The 18,421-nt window shown below is 32.3% G+C and carries 17 protein-coding genes; 5 read left to right on the top strand and 12 right to left on the bottom strand.

Annotation, left to right across the window (positions count from 1 at the left end):
• Positions 1-67 precede the first annotated feature (67 nt).
• From secA to IW18_RS07975, 5 genes are all read right to left on the bottom strand, one after another.
• Complete coding sequence (gene secA / locus IW18_RS07955) at positions 68-3,412, bottom strand: preprotein translocase subunit SecA (RefSeq protein WP_041517064.1); 3,345 nt, start codon at positions 3,410-3,412, stop codon at positions 68-70.
• Positions 3,413-3,499: 87 nt separating this feature from the next.
• On the bottom strand, positions 3,500-3,721 hold the full coding sequence (locus IW18_RS07960) for a DUF2795 domain-containing protein (protein WP_007138072.1): 222 nt from the start codon (positions 3,719-3,721) through the stop codon (positions 3,500-3,502).
• Positions 3,722-3,938: 217 nt separating this feature from the next.
• Positions 3,939-4,508: a cob(I)yrinic acid a,c-diamide adenosyltransferase gene (locus IW18_RS07965; RefSeq protein WP_041517065.1), complete on the bottom strand. Its 570-nt coding sequence runs from the start codon at positions 4,506-4,508 to the stop codon at positions 3,939-3,941.
• 31 nt (positions 4,509-4,539) lie between these two features.
• Positions 4,540-4,869: a hypothetical protein gene (locus IW18_RS07970; RefSeq protein ID WP_041517067.1), complete on the bottom strand. Its 330-nt coding sequence runs from the start codon at positions 4,867-4,869 to the stop codon at positions 4,540-4,542.
• Between the two features lie 71 nt (positions 4,870-4,940).
• Entirely contained in the window at positions 4,941-5,627 is a 687-nt protein-coding gene (locus IW18_RS07975; RefSeq protein WP_041517068.1) for an ABC transporter ATP-binding protein, read from the bottom strand.
• 304 nt (positions 5,628-5,931) lie between these two features.
• Between IW18_RS07975 and IW18_RS07980 the strand changes: the two genes are divergently transcribed.
• Complete coding sequence (locus IW18_RS07980) at positions 5,932-6,591, top strand: DUF6565 domain-containing protein (protein ID WP_041517069.1); 660 nt, start codon at positions 5,932-5,934, stop codon at positions 6,589-6,591.
• 53 nt (positions 6,592-6,644) lie between these two features.
• Here IW18_RS07980 and IW18_RS07985 read toward each other — a convergent pair whose 3' ends face one another.
• Positions 6,645-7,424 (bottom strand): O-methyltransferase, encoded by a 780-nt coding sequence (locus IW18_RS07985; protein WP_041517070.1) that lies wholly within the window; start codon positions 7,422-7,424, stop codon positions 6,645-6,647.
• 153 nt (positions 7,425-7,577) lie between these two features.
• Between IW18_RS07985 and IW18_RS07990 the strand changes: the two genes are divergently transcribed.
• Together IW18_RS07990 and IW18_RS07995 are read left to right on the top strand one after the other, a co-directional pair.
• Positions 7,578-8,669 (top strand): PD-(D/E)XK nuclease family protein, encoded by a 1,092-nt coding sequence (locus tag IW18_RS07990; protein WP_041517071.1) that lies wholly within the window; start codon positions 7,578-7,580, stop codon positions 8,667-8,669.
• A 2-nt stretch (positions 8,670-8,671) separates the two neighbouring features.
• Entirely contained in the window at positions 8,672-10,213 is a 1,542-nt protein-coding gene (locus IW18_RS07995; protein WP_041517072.1) for an SDR family NAD(P)-dependent oxidoreductase, read from the top strand.
• A gap of 99 nt (positions 10,214-10,312) precedes the next feature.
• Here IW18_RS07995 and IW18_RS08000 read toward each other — a convergent pair whose 3' ends face one another.
• The 4 genes from IW18_RS08000 to IW18_RS08015 form a co-directional block, all read right to left on the bottom strand.
• Positions 10,313-10,789 (bottom strand): FKBP-type peptidyl-prolyl cis-trans isomerase, encoded by a 477-nt coding sequence (locus IW18_RS08000; RefSeq protein WP_041517073.1) that lies wholly within the window; start codon positions 10,787-10,789, stop codon positions 10,313-10,315.
• A gap of 89 nt (positions 10,790-10,878) precedes the next feature.
• On the bottom strand, positions 10,879-11,247 hold the full coding sequence (locus IW18_RS08005) for a four helix bundle protein (protein WP_041517074.1): 369 nt from the start codon (positions 11,245-11,247) through the stop codon (positions 10,879-10,881).
• Positions 11,248-11,364: 117 nt separating this feature from the next.
• Positions 11,365-13,227, bottom strand: a complete 1,863-nt coding sequence (locus IW18_RS08010; protein WP_041517075.1) for an ABC-F family ATP-binding cassette domain-containing protein — start codon at positions 13,225-13,227, stop codon at positions 11,365-11,367.
• 93 nt (positions 13,228-13,320) lie between these two features.
• Positions 13,321-14,286, bottom strand: coding sequence for a hypothetical protein (locus tag IW18_RS08015; protein WP_041517076.1), 966 nt, complete (start codon positions 14,284-14,286; stop codon positions 13,321-13,323).
• A gap of 146 nt (positions 14,287-14,432) precedes the next feature.
• Between IW18_RS08015 and IW18_RS08020 the strand changes: the two genes are divergently transcribed.
• Positions 14,433-15,851, top strand: a complete 1,419-nt coding sequence (locus IW18_RS08020) for an undecaprenyl-phosphate glucose phosphotransferase (protein WP_041517077.1) — start codon at positions 14,433-14,435, stop codon at positions 15,849-15,851.
• A gap of 5 nt (positions 15,852-15,856) precedes the next feature.
• Here the strand turns inward: IW18_RS08020 and IW18_RS08025 are convergent, their stop codons facing one another.
• Complete coding sequence (locus IW18_RS08025) at positions 15,857-16,594, bottom strand: tyrosine-protein phosphatase (protein ID WP_041517286.1); 738 nt, start codon at positions 16,592-16,594, stop codon at positions 15,857-15,859.
• A 116-nt stretch (positions 16,595-16,710) separates the two neighbouring features.
• Here IW18_RS08025 and IW18_RS08030 point away from each other — a divergent pair, with 116 nt between their 5' ends.
• A complete protein-coding gene (locus IW18_RS08030) occupies positions 16,711-17,904 on the top strand; it encodes a DUF5009 domain-containing protein (protein ID WP_041517078.1) in 1,194 nt (397 codons plus the stop codon).
• 111 nt (positions 17,905-18,015) lie between these two features.
• Here IW18_RS08030 and IW18_RS08035 read toward each other — a convergent pair whose 3' ends face one another.
• The gene (locus tag IW18_RS08035) at positions 18,016-18,417 is read right to left on the bottom strand and encodes a hypothetical protein (RefSeq protein WP_041517079.1); all 402 of its coding nucleotides are present in this window, start codon (positions 18,415-18,417) and stop codon (positions 18,016-18,018) included.
• Between the last annotated feature and the right edge of the window lie 4 nt (positions 18,418-18,421).

The raw sequence follows: 18,421 nt of genomic DNA on the forward strand, positions 1-18,421 counted from the left end.
ATATTAAGTATTTCAGCATTAATGTAAACTGTCACTGCGACTGAATACTGTAAACTAAAAAAAAATATTATTTAACAAGAACCCAAGCGCCAGAGGCGATTAAAGATTCTGCTTTTTTAAATTTCATTTCTTCAGTTTTGCCAGTTGCAACTTCCTGAACTGTTACAGTATCATTACGGTTAATTTTTGGCATATCTCTCACAATGGTTTCTGTAACCTGACGTTGTTGTGTTTCTCCAGCTTCGCGGTTGATTTCTTCGCTGTTTACAATTTCATCTTTACTTAACTTGAAGTTTTCTTTTTGACGAACTTCTTTTGCTTCGTGAATTTCAGAAGTAACGTTTTGAGCTGGTAAATCACCTTTAAACAAGAATGAAATAACTTCTTTATTAACGTTGTCTAACATTCCTCTAAACAAATTAAATGCTTCTAATTTGTAGATAAGTAATGGATCTTTTTGTTCGTGAACGGCTAATTGAACAGATTGTTTCAATTCGTCCATTTTACGTAAATGTTTTTTCCAAGCTTCATCAACAATCGATAAAGTAATGTTTTTCTCGAAATCAGCAATTAATTGAGCACCTTGGCTTTCATAAGCTTTTTTCAAATCTGTAACAACATTCAAAGTTTTGATTCCGTCAGTAAATGGAACTACGATACGTTCAAAATGATTGTTTGGCTCTTCGTAAACTCCTTTAATAATTGGGAAAGCTTCTCTCGCACTACGTTCAGTTTTTTCTGTGTAGAATGCTAAAGTTTCTTTGTATATTTTTCCAGTAATTTCGTTATCAGATAATTTCAAGAAATCAGCTTCTGCAATTGGAGAGGTGATAGAGAAATAACGAATCAAATCAAATTCGAAATTTTTGAAATCATTTGTTGGTTTAGTTTGACTCACGATTAACTCGCAAGTATCATACAACATATTTGCAATATCCAGTTTCAAACGCTCACCAAATAATGCGTGACGACGACGTTTGTACACTACTTCACGTTGAGAGTTCATTACGTCATCATATTCTAATAAACGTTTACGAACACCAAAGTTGTTTTCTTCTACTTTTTTCTGAGCACGCTCGATAGATTTAGTCATCATTGAATGTTGAATAACTTCACCTTCCTGAAGTCCCATTCTGTCCATAACTTTAGCCACTCTTTCAGAACCAAATAAACGCATTAAGTTATCTTCAAGAGAAACATAAAATTGAGAACTTCCCGGATCTCCCTGACGTCCTGCACGACCACGTAACTGTCTGTCTACACGACGAGAATCATGACGCTCTGTACCAACGATTGCTAAACCTCCGGCAGCTTTTACTTCTGGAGATAATTTAATATCGGTACCACGACCAGCCATGTTTGTTGCAATAGTTACAACTCCGGCTTTACCTGCTTCTTCTACAATTTGAGCCTCTTGTTTGTGCATTTTAGCATTCAAAACGTTGTGTGTAACGCCTCTCATTTTCAACATACGGCTTAATAATTCTGAAATCTCCACAGAAGTTGTTCCAATTAATACTGGTCTTCCTGCGTTTGATAATTCAGTTACATCTTCAATTACAGCATTAAATTTCTCTCTTGTTGTTTTGTATATATAATCTTCTTTATCTATTCTTGAAATCGGACGGTTAGTTGGAATTTCAACAACGTCTAATTTATAAATCTGCCATAACTCTCCAGCTTCTGTAACCGCTGTACCAGTCATACCACCTAATTTGCTGTACATTCTGAAATAATTCTGTAATGTAACGGTTGCAAAAGTTTGTGTAGCAGCTTCGATTTTTACATTTTCTTTAGCTTCGATCGCTTGGTGTAAACCGTCAGAGTAACGACGGCCATCCATGATACGACCAGTTTGCTCATCGACAATCATAATTTTGTTGTCCATGATAACGTATTCTACATCTTTTTCAAAAAGAGCATACGCTTTTAAAAGTTGAGTAAGTGTGTGGATACGCTCGCTTTTTACTCCAAAATCCTGGAACAATCTTTCTTTAGCTTCTGCTTCAGCGTCTTTATCCAATTTTTGTTTTTCGATCGCAGCAATTTCAGTTCCAATATCAGGAAGTACGAAAAAGTCAGCATCAGTATCTCCTGAAAGGTATTGGATACCGTTGTCAGTCAATTCAACTTGATTGTTTTTTTCTTCAATTACAAAATACAAAGCTTCATCCACTTTATGCATTTCGCGATTGTTATCTTGCATGTATTGATTTTCAGTTTTTTGAAGCAATTGTTTGATTCCTTCTTCACTTAAAAATTTAATTAATGCTTTATTTTTAGGTAAACTTCTGTAAGCTCTCAATAATAAGAAACCACCTTCTTTAGTGTTTCCTTCTTTGATTAACTTTTTAGCTTCAGATAAGAAACCATTTGCTAATTGACGTTGTTGAGCAACTAAGTTTTCGATTTTTGGTTTTAACTCATTAAATTCATGACGATCTCCTTGAGGAACCGGACCTGAAATGATAAGTGGTGTTCTAGCATCATCAATTAATACAGAATCGACCTCATCGACAATTGCATAATTGTGTTTTCTTTGCACTAAATCGCTAGGAGAGTGTGCCATGTTATCTCTTAGATAGTCAAAACCAAATTCGTTATTGGTTCCGTAAGTGATATCGGCGTCGTATGCTTTTTTTCTTTGTTCAGTACTTGGTTGGTGATTATCGATACAATCAACAGTTAAACCGTGAAATTCGAATAAAGGCGCTTTCCATGTACTATCACGTTTTGCTAAGTAATCATTCACAGTTACTAAGTGAACTCCGTTTCCAGTTAAAGCGTTTAAGTAAAGAGGTAGTGTAGCAACCAAAGTTTTACCTTCACCTGTTTGCATTTCGGCAACTTTACCTTCGTGCAAAACCATACCACCAATCAACTGAACATCATAATGAATCATGTCCCAAGTGATTTCTTTACCAGCAGCATTCCATTTGTTTGCCCAAGTAGCTTTCTCACCTTCAATAGTAACGTAAGTTTTTGAAGCCGAAAATTCTCTGTCTTTTGGAGTTGCAGTAACTTCAATAAAAGAATTGTCTTTAAAACGACGAGCTGTTTCTTTAACAACAGAAAAAGCTTCAGGAAGAATGTCTAATAAAGTTTTTTCTGAGATTTCGTATGCTTCTTTTTCAAGAGAGTCAATAGCATCATAAAGATCTTCTCTTTTGTCGATGTCTTCAATATTTTCTACTTCTGCTTTAAGCGAAGCGATTTTAGCATCTTTATCAGCTCTTGATTCTTTTATTTTTTCTTTAAAATATACGGTTCTAGCTCTTAGTTCGTCGTGAGACAAAGCCATTAAGCTGGTTTCGAATGTTTTAATTTTATTTAAATAGGGCTGTAAAGCTTTGACATCTTTCTGTGATTTATCACCTACAAAGACTTTAATAATACTGTTTATGAAACTCATGATTTATTGTATTTCTATTTTATGTAAATGTGTATTTGAACCAAAAAAAAAGCCTCTATGATGAGACTTTTTTCTTTGGTTTATTTTTTAATATTCATCCTCGTTCCAAAGATAATCTTCGTCTGTTGGATAATCTGGCCAAATTTCTTCCATTGATTCATATATCTCTCCTTCATCTTCGATTGACTGAAGGTTTTCTACTACTTCTAATGGAGCACCAGCTCTAATAGCGTAGTCAATAAGTTCGTCTTTGTTAGCAGGCCATGGGGCATCACTTAAATAAGATGCTAATTCTAATGTCCAATACATCTGTTATCTGTTTAGTTTGTGCAAAAATAAATTTTTTACTGAAAAAGACAAGTAAATTTTGATTTATTTTAAGAAAATTTAAGAACGTCTTTACTAGTATTCAGTTTTCAGTGCCAGTTTTCAGTCCTAAAACTGAAATTTGTTACTAATTGCTGTGTTTTTTTGTATTCAGTTTTTAGTGCTGGCTTGCAGTTTGAAAACTGAAAACTGCGACTGTTTACTTTCGTGGAATCCATTTCACTTCATCCGCTTTTAAGTCAGAGGACAACTTTCGTGCCAAGACAAAAAGGTAGTCAGAAAGTCGGTTTAAGTATTTGATTGCTATTTCGGGAACATGCTCATTATGGCTTAAATGGACTGCCAAACGTTCGGCACGACGACAAATACAGCGTGCAATATGACAATGTGACACAGTTGGATGTCCTCCAGGTAAAACAAAATGAGTCATTTGCGGAAGATTTTCTTCCATTTTATCAATTTCATTCTCTAATAATTCAATATCAGAATCGATTATTCCGAGGTTTTTCAATCGAAGTTCCCCATTTTTTAAAACTTCTTTTTCTGCAGGTGTTGCCAAAATAGCACCCACGGTAAAAAGACGATCTTGAATTTCGATTAAAATAGTTTTATAATGCGCATCCATTTCCTGGTCGCGAATAAGTCCTATATAGGAATTCAGTTCGTCAACAGTTCCATAACTGTCAATCCTAATATGATCTTTAGGAACGCGAGTGCCTCCAAAAAGAGCCGTTGTTCCTTTATCTCCTGTTTTTGTATATACTTTCATTTTTTTTTGAGATGCTAAGGCGCTAAGTTTTTTAGATTTTCAAAATAAAATCAATTAAAATTAAGATGATAATAATCGCAAGCGCAACTTTTATATAAATTAGTTGTAGTTTTTTTTCTTGATTAAAATCATTTATAAGAAGAGATTCGATATTTGCAACTATATTATTCCTTTTAAGAATAAAATCTATTTTTTCTGAATCATCATAAAGGAAAAAATATCTATAATTTATTATACTTGTCTCGTCTTTATAATAATAGATGTTTTTATTAATTAATTCTTGTTCAAAAATAATGTTGTCTTTGAATTGAATAATTAATTTATAATTATTGTGATCTAAAACTTTAATGTCATTGAGCATTTTTATTTTTGATTAGATAATTTAAAAAAAAATAGAAGGCTAGCATTAGGCAAGAAATCAGAAATCTAAAATTACTTCCTAGTGTCACTTTCTATCAAACCATCTCGCAAACGAATAACGCGATGCGCATAAGCAGCGATATCTTCTTCGTGAGTTACCAGAATTACAGTATTTCCTTGTGCATGAATGTCACCAAAAAGTTTCATGATTTCTACAGACGTTTTACTGTCTAAGTTTCCGGTTGGTTCATCGGCAAGAATAATCGAAGGTTTATTAACCAAAGCTCTTGCAATAGCCACACGCTGGCGTTGTCCTCCTGAGAGTTGATTGGGTTGGTGATCCATTCTATCGGCAAGGTTTACTTGTTCTAAAACTTCGACAGCTCTTGTGTTACGTTCAGATTTTGAATATCCGGCATAAATCATGGGTAATGCCACATTCTCTAAGGCCGTTGTTCTGGGTAATAGGTTAAAGGTTTGAAATACAAAACCAATTTCTTTGTTTCGAATTCCTGCTAATTCATCGTCTTTCATTTGACTGACATCTTTTCCGTTCAAAATATAACGTCCAGATGTTGGTGTATCCAAACAACCTAAAAGATTCATTAAAGTCGATTTTCCGGATCCTGAAGGTCCCATTAAAGCTACATATTCACCTTTGTTGATTTCTAAATCGATACCTTTTAAAACATAAACAATTTCGTTTCCTAAAACAAAATCTCGTTTGATGTTGGTTATTTTAATTAATGGATCTGCCATTTTGATTTACAATTTTGGATTTAAAAGTACAAAACACTTTTCAATAAACGATAAGTAGTTTTAAATTGAATTATGTTACAAATTGAAGTTTTTTATATCGAATGGACTTTTCTTGGGCTTCTATAATATTAAAATCTTAATTGAAAATAGTGTTGTGTAATTTTGAATTGTTTTTACATAATTGCAATGTTTTTGCGTTTTTGTTGAATTATCATGTTTTAAATATTGTGAAAGTGATAATTGTGTAAAATTACATGCTGATTTCTGACTTATATTTGTTATCTAATCTTAAATAATCAGAATTATGAAAAACATATCATTATTATCAGGACTTGCAGTAATTGCATTAGGTTTTACATCATGTAAAGATGAAAAACAAGAAAAAGCTCAAAAAACAATCGATTCATACGTTTCTTACGTCGATTCTATTAAAAATGTTAAAGCCGACGATTTGAAAGCGGATTGGAAAGATGTTGAAGCAGAATATGATAGACGAGTAACAGATGCACAAGTAGCACTTGCGGATATTAAAGATAATAAAGCCGATATAGAGAAAATCAACACAAGTAAAGTAAAATACGAAGAGTTTAGAAATGAAATGGTCAAAGTTCTGGCTCCTCCGGCTCCAAGCCCAAAACAACAATTGCGTAATGCTTTATTTGGTGAAGGTAAAATTGGCGACGATATGAGTTTTGCTTGGGTAAATGCAAAAAATATTCATAGCGTTTATCAGCAATTTGTTCATACGGTAGAGAATAATAAAGATAGTTATTCTCGTGAAGACTGGGACGAAATCAAACTAATGTATGAAGCACTTGATAGCCGAAAAAATACGGTTGAGAAAGAAGGTCTTACTTCATCAGATAATAGAAAAATTGCAGGTTTGAAATTGAAATTTGCGCCTATGTATACCTTAAATAGAATGGGAGCGAAGTCTAAAGAAACTGCCGAAGCTAAAAAATAATTTAGAAATTAAATAAGTATAAAAAAAGGCAATCAGAAATGATTGTCTTTTTTTTATGCCCTAATAACAAAGTGTTCTTTTTCCTGTTCGTATCTAAAAAAAACAAAACCCCACTGAAAAGTATCTATTGTTACCCTAACCTTTGGGTGGTTTTTTATTTCGTTCCAAGCTTCTTCCATTTCTATAGACCAATGAATATCATCAAAAATCCAAACTGAATCGTTTGTGATAGTGGTCAATAGAAGATCAAAATACGCTAAAGTCGCTTTTTTAGAATGATTCCCATCAAAATATATTAAATCATAATCCGTAGATTGAAGATTTGTAGAAACTAAAAAGTTTTCAAATTCAGTTATAATGGTATCAACATTTTTGCAATCAAAATTTTCTAAATGATTTTTAGCAACAGTTGCCGTTTGAGGACAACCTTCAAGAGTGATTATTTTTGCTTTTGGGTTGCCTAAAGCTAAAGCAGAAGTAGCCAAACCTAAAGAAGTTCCTATTTCAAGAATGTTTTTTGGCTGAAAATAATTAGTAACTCTAAAAAGTAATTCGGCATGGTTTGGAGAAATTCCTGCTGTCGAAGCAATTTTAGAAATTTGTCTCCTGTTTGATTTAAAAACTTTTGATCCGGCACCAAAATCAGTTACATCGATGAATTTTTTGTTTTCTAGAAGCGATTTTCGATACTTTTTCAGAATCAAATATTCGGGTTTTGATTTTTTATCATAAAAACATTTCGTCAACAAATTAAATACAAAAGGCGAATGTACTCCGTGTTCGTTTTTTGAATTCCAAAGGAATTTTAAATAAGATTTTATCTGAAATAGCATAGAAAGAAATAGATCTGGCTGCGAAGATAGTGAGATAATAACCGAATGTCAAAAGTTTAAAAATCAAAAAGCAAGACTTTATGGTTCGCTAGGTTAAAATTTTAAGCCAGCAAAAAGACTATATTTGCTGGCTTGCAAATAAATCGATTTTATATGAATATTTTTAGAATCCTATCATCAAATGACGGCTCAATAAATGAACCCAATGTTAGTTCATTTTTAGCATATTTGCTTGATCCAAATGAAGATCATGGTATTTCGAGTTTTTTATTACAAGCTTTTTTAAATAGTATTTTAGCAATTGATAATGATTTTCTTAAAAAGATTCAGTTTGGAGGTAAAATAACTGATTTGTCTAAGTATTCTGGGTATTCAATTAATATCAAGCCTGAGTTGACTGTGAATATTGAGAGCAAGAAAAAACGAAGAGATATAGATATTGTTTTGGAAATTATTGAAGATAAAACAAAAGAGATTCTGTACTCAATTTGTTTGGAGAATAAAATTACAGATCTATCGATTAGCAAAAATGATTCTCAATTAGAAGATGAATTAATTGGTTTGGAAGCGTATTATAATGAAATGGGAGTACAGCCAGAGATTTATGTAATTTATTTAACTCCTTCTCCTTCTTATATTGCTTTACAATCGTTTGAAAGATTACAATATAAAAGGAAATGTCATTTGTTTTGGAATAAACATGATAACTCTGTTTTTAATCTATTGCTTGAAATATTTAATGAGGAGAATAAAGGATTAATCGATCCAATTAATAACCAGTCTTCTTACTTGATAAAATCTTTTCTTTCGTTTATAAATACAGATTTTAAAAGTTATGTTCAAGAGAAAAAAGAAAAATTTGAAAAGAAAAATTATGGGAAACCTGTAATAGATATTTTAAATGATTTTGCTGATACATTAAGTTTTAATGATATTTATGACTTAAGTGAAATTAAAATAGGATTTTCTGCTTTTGTTAAGAATTTTTCAGGTGCAGATCTAAAGGGGAACACTAGACTAGCTCATATTTATACAGCTATTGTGAATGAAAAAAATAGAATTCATTACAATGTAAATAAGCCAGATGACAATAGAAAGAACATCTTTTATTATACTGATAAATCTAGAAAATTTGTAAAACGATTCAAATTAGAAAATTATTTAGACGTGGAGATATATTTTAATGATGAAGGAGAAATAAAGCATATAAATTCGGAAGAATTGAGGATTAAAAATTTAGAGTAATAATGGAAATAGAAAATAAAAAGACAATAACCTCTGAAGAGATTAATCGTTGCATTGCTATTTTGGCACAATTGAATACCAATACAGATCAAATATTTGAAATCCCGAAGGAACAAAGAATTGCTTTGATTAAAGAAGCTGGTATGTTTTCGAGGCCAGATCGAGATGAATTTTCGAGAAGAGTTAAAGATGGAGTGCTGGCAGCCAAACGAAAGAAAGAGAAGAAAGATAAAACGGCTCGTAAAGAAACCGGAATTCGTCATGCTCGCGAAGCAAGTGTTTTTGTTGCGCCTAAATTATTAGCATTTCATGATCTTGCTCATAAAGAACAATTGGAACTGGAAACACCCAGAAATTGCTACGTGTGTAAAACGGAGTTTACTAAAATGCATCATTTTTATGATACAATGTGTACAGATTGTGGTGATTTTAATTATGCCAAACGTTTTCAAACAGCCAATGTAAAAGGACAAGTAGCGGTTATTACCGGTTCTCGTTTAAAAATTGGATATCATATTACATTAATGCTTTTGCGTGGCGGAGCAACTGTTATTGCAACAACACGTTTTCCTGTCGATTCGGCATTGCGTTTCTCTAAAGAGCCCGATTTTATGGATTGGGGACATCGCTTAAAAATTCACGGTTTAGACTTAAGACATATTCCGAGCGTAGAGATATTCTGTAATTTTATCGAACAAAAATACGAGCGATTAGATATTTTAATTAATAATGCCGCACAAACCGTTCGTCGTCCTGCCGGATTTTACACACATTTAATGGAGAATGAAGAACTTTCGTTGTCTTCATTACCAAAACAAGCGCAGGAATTATTATTAGATCATATTAATTGTTTAGATGAATTAAAGATTTTGACAAGTGGAGCTTCTTCTAACGAAAATATGCCGGTAACTTGGCATGGGCCAGAACCTGGAATTGGTTTGAGAGCTTCGGCAAAATTATCTCAAATTCCGTATTCTTTTGATAATGCATTAGTAGCAAATGAAGTTTTTCCGGAAGGAGAGCTCGATGCCGATTTGCAACAGGTAGATTTAAGAAAAACAAACAGCTGGCGTTTGCGATTGGGTCAAATCGAAACTACCGAAATGATCGAAGTACAATTGGTAAATTCTGTTGCACCTTTTGTTTTGTGTAATCGACTTTCAGAAATAATGAAGAAAGATAATACAGGGCAAAAACATATTATAAATGTTTCGGCTATGGAAGGAAAGTTTCATCGCTTTTTTAAAGAAGATCGTCATCCGCATACTAATATGGCAAAGGCAGCTTTAAATATGTTAACGCATACATCATCCGGAACTTTGGCAAAGCATGGTATTTTTATGAATGCAGTCGATACAGGTTGGGTAACCGATGAAGATCCTGCTGAATTGGCCAAAAAGAAACAAGAATTAGAAGATTTTCAACCGCCACTTGATATCGTAGATGGAGCGGCAAGAGTTATGGATCCATTATTTGACGGAATCAATACCGGAAAACACTGGTGCGGAAAATTCCTAAAAGATTACAATCCGATTCCTTGGTAAGATTAGTTTTTAGTCTCGGTGTCATTTTGGATAAAAATAAAAAGCCACAACAAAACTATATTTGTTGTGGCTTTTTTTATGAGATGATGTGGCTTTAACCTAGTTAACTTTAATTAATTTAACGTCAAAAAGCAGTACTGAACCTCCAGGAATTCTTGAGTTACTTTCACTTCCGTAACCTAAGTGCGAAGGAATTAATAAAAGTCCGCTTCCACCTTCTTTGAAAAAAGGAATACCTTCAGTCCAACCTGGAATAACTCTATTTAGTGGAAAAGAAATTCCGGCAGCATCACTTTGGTCGAATACTTTACCATCCGTAAAATAACCTTTGTAAGCTACAGTAACATTTGAAGTTGACGTAGGTTTTACACCTGTTCCCGGCTCTTTGATAATATAATATAGTCCAGAAGCAGATTTTTGTGCTGTTAAGTTGTTCTTAGCGATATAGTCTGTTATCTCTTTTTCGTTTTCAGCTGTGTAATCTGTTTTTTGAGGTTCTTTGATTGTTTCTTTTTCACTATTATTACAGGAAATAAAAAGCGTTAAAGCTAATAGAGAAGATAATAAGTATTTCATGTTTTTTTAAATATGGGTTATTATTAAGTTACAATATAATAAAAATTAGTTTTCAGTCTCAGTTTTTAGTCTCAGTCTCGGTTTTAGTGCTAGACAGAACATCCAAATTTAGATGGATTATTTATCATATAATTTATTAGTTTGCCAATTTCAAAACTTTTAGTATTTAAACTTTCAAATTTTTCTTGATTTATATATTCGCATTTTAGTGCAAATTCTAACCAAACATTGGTTTCTGAATTTTCAGCATCACTGTCGGTTAACTTACTTATAAAATGATTTGTATATCTTCTTTTTCTGTAAGATTCAGCAATGTTTGCAGAAACACTTCTTGATGAACGCCTAATTTGATCTGTCAATGAATATTTTTCTTCTTGTGGAAAAAATTTTGAAATTTCAAAAATCTCCATTGCCAGCTCAAATGACTTTTTATATGCTAATAATTCTTTAAAATCCATTTTTATTTTTTCACAAGAATAGTAAAAATAATAAAGAAAAATCTTATTTTTTTTATAAAAAGAACATTCCCGTCATAACAACTGAAAACCGAGACTGCGACTAAAAACTAAAAAAAACTATCCTTCCATTTTAGCCGAAAGTTCAAACCAACGTTCTTCTTTCTGATCTATTTTTTTTATGATGTTTTGTAGTTCGTTTGCTTTTTTCTCAATGTCAGCATCAGCAACTTTTCCATCAGAGAATAATTGTTCGATTTTAGTTTTATCAATTTCTAAATCTTTAATTTCTCTCTCAAGTTTTTGATACTCTTTTTGCTCATTGAAAGTTAAATTTCCTGTCGGATTATTTTGTTTCCAATCTTTCTTTTCGGCTTTGTTTTCTTCTTTTAGAGCAACATCGGCGCTATCTTCATACGCTCTGAAATCTGAGTAGTTTCCTGGAAAACTTTCGATTTCACCTTGTCCTCTAAAAACAAATAAATGATCGACAATTTTGTCCATAAAATAACGGTCGTGCGATACAACAAGTAAACAACCCGGATAATCTAAAAGGAAACTTTCGAGTACATTTAGTGTTACAATATCCAAATCGTTTGTTGGCTCATCCAGAATCAAGAAGTTAGGATTCTGAATTAAAACCGTACATAAGTACAAACGTTTCAATTCTCCTCCACTTAATTTTTCAACAAAATCGTATTGTTTCTTGGCGTCAAAAAGAAAACGTTCTAATAATTGTGAAGCCGAGATCATTCTGCCTTTTGATAGCGGAATAAATTCTCCGTATTCTTTAATAATATCAATTACACGTTGATTTGGTTTCGGGTTGATTCCGGATTGTGTGTAATAACCAATTTTAATAGTATCTCCTTTTACAACGCGACCAGTATCTGGCGGAATAGTTCCGGTAAGTAAATTCAAGAAAGTAGATTTTCCAGTTCCGTTTTTACCAATAATTCCAATTCTTTCACCACGCTGAAAATCAAAACTAAAATTATCAAGAATAACTTTGTCTTTGAATTTTTTAGAAAGTTTGTGAAGCTCAATAATCTTGCTTCCCATACGTTCCATATTAATTTCAAGCTCAACCTTGTTTTCTTTACGTCGGCTTTGTGCTTTTTCTTTAATTACATAAAAATCATCTTGACGTGATTTTGATTTCGTAGTTCTCGCTTTGGGCTGACGGCGCATCCATTCTAATTCTTTTGTGAATAGATTTTTTGCTTTGTCAACACTTGCATTTTCAGACGTAATTCGCTCTTCTTTTTTCTCTAAATAGTAAGAGTAATTTCCTTTGTATTGGTATAATTTTCCATTGTCAAGCTCGATAATTTCATTACAAACGCGCTCCAAAAAGAAACGGTCGTGAGTTACCATAAACAACGTAATGTTTTCTTTTGCAAAATAACTTTCTAACCATTCGATCATTTCAAGATCTAAGTGGTTGGTAGGCTCATCAAGAATTAACAAATCAGGACGATTGATTAATATGATAGCCAAAGAAAGACGCTTTTTTTGTCCACCCGAAAGATTTTTCACTTTAAGCTTAAAATCTTCAAGTTTTAATTTGAATAAAATTTGTTTGTATTGCGTTTCAAAATCCCATGCATTATGTTGGTCCATTCCGTCAAAAGCTTTTTGGTAAGCCTCTTCGTCATTGGGATTTTCGAGTGCTTTTTCATAGGCCTCAATAATTTTAAGCGTTTCATTGTCAGAAGCAAAAATGCTTTCTTCAATAGTTAACTCATCTTGTAAATTATTGTCTTGCGAAAGAAAAGCCATTTTAATTCCTTTTCTCAAAACAACTTGACCAGTATCAGGTTCGTCCAAACCATTGATAATACTCATTATCGTTGTTTTTCCTGAACCATTTTTAGCAATAAAAGCAATTTTTTGGTCCTTGTTGATTCCGAATGAGATGTTGTCAAAAAGAGTTCTTTCTCCAAACGACTTCGATATATTTTCTACAGATAAATAATTCACTATAAACTAGGTGTTATAAATTATAAGTTTTGAATCTTTAATAAAAAACAGAACTTTTTTGCAAAAGTAAACTATTATATTGCTATTTGCGAATTAATTATGGAGATAGGAATTCAAGATTGAACTTAAGTCAATACAGTGTATTTGTTGCAGCACATTTAAAATTGGTTTTCGAACCAAAGCCTCATTAGTTAAATAATAATGTAAGCCATCTTTAGTCGCAATTCCTTCAATTTGATGAAATGGGAGTTTTAAATCGATTCGGCGTTTATTTCCCGATAAAAAATCATTGTTTTTATAATCGTACAAAAGATATAGAAAAGGTTTTCCTAATTTAGAATATCCACAAAGAACAATTAGTTTTTTTGACTCCAAATAAGTCGCGCCCGTTACCAAACCTTTTGTGTCAAGTGTATGTGCTAGTTGTGCAACGTGATTTCCGGATTGATTAGGTAATGCATAAATGCTGGTTTTAGACGATTTCCATTGTTTGGTAAACAAGTAAATGCTGTCTTTTGAAACGATAAAAGCCTCGCAATCAAAATTAGTGGTATTGGGTTTTTTAGCAGATAAATCAGTTTGATCTGCATAACGAAATGAAATCGTTTCAATAATTGGATTTCCTTCTAAGAATGATTTTTTGTCAATTTTCAAAATGTTTAAATCCGTTCGGTTTCCATAAGCATTATTCCCAAAATCACCAATATACAAGTGCGTGCTGTCCTGCGAGATTTCTTCCCAATCATGATTGACAACTTTCTCCAGAATTATTTTTTTTCGAATTATTCCTAATGAATCCAGACCATAAATTGTTTTGTCATGATCGTCATTGTGAGTCCAAAGTAAATTGTCAAAAGCTATTAGTCCAGATGTTTCCCTAATAGAATCACTTAGATTTCTTGAATATTGTGGTTTTACTTTGATGTTCTTATAAGTACAACTTCCGTCATTTTCAGTAGCATTGCGATTGTAATTTTTAGAAACAGGATCAGTACAGCCTAATATTTGTGCATTAGCAGATGATACAATGAGGCAAAAGAATAAAATTGATTTAATCATGGTCTGCAATATTAAATTTGCATAACATAAAAGTAAACTTTTAAAGAATAGATTGTAAATAGTATCAAAAAATATAATAAAAATACTATTTTGCGGTACCAAATTTAGTTAGACTTTTGTTTTAAGATTAAGGACAAAACCCCCGTATGAAGATTTTACAAAAACTGTCACATTATCGTTTTTCGCGCTATTTTAAACTTTTGTTTGTTTTAGTTGATGTGGTATTGTTGAATTTGGCAATCATTTTATCGACTTTGGCGAGATTTGGAAGTTTAGACAGACTTTTGTCAAGAGAAGAAAGAACAGTTTCATTGTTGTCTATTTTAATTTGGGTGGCATTATTACTTCAAAATGATTCCAACAGAAGTATTAGGGTTGAACCTATTGAATCGATATTGGTAAGGACAATCAGAAAATTATTAATTCATGCAGCCTTAATATCAATTTTTGTCGTTTATTTAAATTTTTACGACATTTCGAGGCTTAGATTATGTTCTTTTTATTTAATATTCTTTGCTTTATTAATGGTTTCGAGATTTGTCTCGATGACACTTTTAAAATATATAAGAGCTCAAGGTTATAATTTTAAAACTTTTATAATTGTTGGAGCTAATGAATCTGGCGAAAAAATCCGTAAAATACTGGCAAAAGATCTGACATACGGATATAAGTTTTTAGGTTTTTTTGATGAAAAAATCGATTCAGAACTTGTGAATCCTAATTCGGTTTTAGGAGGTTTTGATGAAATTAGTGAATTTGTTATCGATAAAAAAGTCGATGAAATGTATGTAGCCTTGCATATTGATAATATTGAAATAATTAACAAACTGATTGTAATTTGCGAACAAAACATGGTACGTATTAAATTTATTCCGGATTTTCAGCTTTATACAAAATCAAGCAAAGTAGAGGTTACTTTTTATGAAAATACACCAGTATTGATGTTTCGTACGGAGCCTTTGGAATTTGCTGTAAACAGACTTGCGAAAAAAGTATTTGATGTTGTTTTCTCGGCAGCCGTTATTTTGTTAATATTCCCGTGGTTATTTCCTATTATCATGCTAATTATAAAAATCGAATCGCCAGGACCAATTTTTTTTAAACAAGAAAGATCCGGTCGCGATAATCGATCGTTTATGTGTTTTAAATTTAGAAGCATGCATGTAAACGGATTGGCACATAAAAAACAAGCCGAAAAAGGTGATAGTCGTATAACCAAATTTGGAGCTTTTATTCGTAAAACCAGTATCGACGAATTGCCGCAGTTTTTTAATGTTCTATTAGGCGATATGTCTGTTGTTGGACCAAGACCTCATATGGTGCATCTTGCAAAAGAATATAGCGATTTAATTAGTAATTACTTAGTACGTCAATATGCTAAACCTGGAATTACGGGTTGGGCGCAAGTCAATGGCTTTAGAGGAGAAACTAAAGAATTGGTTGATATGGAAAATAGAGTAGAATATGATATTTGGTATATTGAAAACTGGAGTTTAGCGCTAGATATAAAAATCGTTATAAAAACAATTATCAACATATTCAAAGGCGAAGAGAACGCGTATTAAAGCAACTAGAATTTAAAAAATTGATTGTTTGCAATGACTTCCTTAAGATTAGAAGTATTCTTAATTTTTAATTTTTGGTCAAAAGCTTTAATATGGTGCATATGATGAACATCTGTTCCAGTAAAATTATACATCCCTTTTTTTAGAAGTTCATCCGAAGCTTTGCGAATTCTTTCGCCATAATAACCCACCGTAGCCAATAAATTTAATTGGAATAAACAGCCCGCTTTTTTTAGTTTTTCGTACTCATTAAAATTTTTATGAAAATACAAATAACGTTCCGGATGTGCTAAAACTGGTATATATCCTGCAACTTGTATCTCAAAAAGAGTTTTGTACAAATGAATAGGTGCACTTTGATATGAAATTTCGACCAAAACGTAATTGTCTTTCAGCGTTAGAAGCTTTTCATTTTTTAAGTGATTTTCAAACCAATCATCAATGAAATACTCGGCAGCCACTCTAAGCGGAACTATTGCGTTGTTTTCTTTTAGTTGAATTTTTGTGTCTTCATATTTATTATTGATTGTCTCAATAGAATTATTCCAAACATAATGACTTATATGTGGTGTAGTAACAAATTGAGATATTCCAAAATCCTCGAGCGCATTGACAAGTTTTACCGTGTCGTTTATTGTTTTTGCACCATCATCAATTCCAGGCAATAAATGCGAGTGAATATCAATGTAATTTTCTGAAATTAGATCTTTTAAAAAGGGTTTAGGGGATAAGAATGATAACATATAGGCAAAAGTATAAAAAAACAAATCTAATTTATGGATATTAAATTTAATGTAACAAATGTAACCAGTCATTTCAGAATTATGCTATATTTGAAATGCTAAAAATATAATGATTTATGAAAATTAAAGAAAATTTATACAATCAGAGGATTATTTCGATAGATGCTTTACGCGGAATCACCATTTTTGTTATGATTTTTGTAAATGAATTGGCAAGTATAGTAAATGTACCGCAATGGATGAAACATATGCCTGCCGATGCTGATGCGATGACTTTTGTCGATGCTGTGTTTCCTGCTTTTTTATTCATAGTTGGAATGTCAATTCCATTCGCGTTTAACGCCCGATTACTGAAAGGCGATAGTGCAAAAACGATTTGGACACATACATTAAAACGAGCTTTGGCTTTAATAATAATAGGTGTTTTTATGGTTAACGCCGCCGAAGGTTATGATGCTTCAAAAATGATAATAACACCCGCTTTGTGGGGACTTTTTGCTTATGCAATGCCAATTCTAATTTGGAATAAATACGCCAAGGATTTCCCTATTTGGCTAAAGAATACCTTGCAATATGGCGGAGTTTTGGTTTTAATAATTCTTTATTTTTTATATGTTCAGGAAGATACCGGCAAAATAGGAATCACACCAAAATGGTGGGGAATTCTAGGTTTAATTGGTTGGGCATACCTTGTTACAGTAGTATATTATTGGATTGTTGGAGGTAAGTTATGGGCAATGATTGCTTTTTTAGTAATTGCAGTTGGAGCAAATATTATAAATCTTACCGAAGGTGCGGCATTAAAAGAAATGTCCTGGTTTAGTTTTATTGCCGGACATTTAACACATGCTTCAATAGTTGCGGCTGGAGTTGTAATTTCGTTATTGTTTTTTGATCGAAAAGTACCGGCAAAAATCAATTGGGGAGTAATAGGTTTTGCAATTTTGTTTTTTGCGACAGGATATTTTTTAAGACCTTATTTTGGAATCTCAAAAATAAAAGGAACTCCAAGTTGGACCATGTTTTCGGCCGCAATTTGTACTGTATTATTTTATTTTCTGTATTGGTTAATAGAAATTAAAAAGCATACCAAATGGAGTAATTTTTTCATGCCGGCAGCCGCAAATCCATTATTGATTTACATTTTGCCGGGCGTTGTTTATTATTTATGTAAAGTTTCTGGAATTCATATAATTCCGGGCTATTTTAGAGAAGGAATTCCGGGAATCATTTGGGCACTAGTTTTCTCTGTTATAATGCTGTACGTAATGAGAATCTGTAATAAGTTTAAAATTCAATTACACTTGTAGATATTGTTTTATCGCAAACAGCACTAAGGTTTATATAAAGTTAGCAAAGCTATAACATAAAGCTTTGCTAACTTTGTGTTTGATATTTTCATTTCAGCATGAAACAAATTTTTACCTCACACGTTTAAACGCAATCGGTCCAGTTCTTTTTTTGTTGTCTACAAAAGTTCCTTCCAGCGTATTACCATCTTCAGATAATGTTAAAGTGTGAGTGCCTGCCGTTGCCCAGCCCTTAATAGGTAAAGTAACATCTACAGTATAACCAATTGTGTTTCCTATTCGTTTTCCTGTACCGCTTTCTACAAATTTTTGTCCTTTCCATTCTAAGTAATGTGAAAAAACAACTTTTCCGTTTTGTTCTGAGATAATAACAATTGCATTCTTAACATCAGGATTAATATCTTCCCAAACGCCATTAATGTCTATTTTTTGAGTTGCTGATTTTTTTTGGCTATAGCCAAAATTTGAAAATAATATACTTGCGAAAAGTAAATAAAAAAGTCTTTTTTTCATATTT

It is taken from the genome of Flavobacterium hibernum (assembly GCF_000832125.1).
In the GTDB taxonomy this organism is placed as follows: Bacteria; Bacteroidota; Bacteroidia; order Flavobacteriales; family Flavobacteriaceae; genus Flavobacterium; species Flavobacterium hibernum.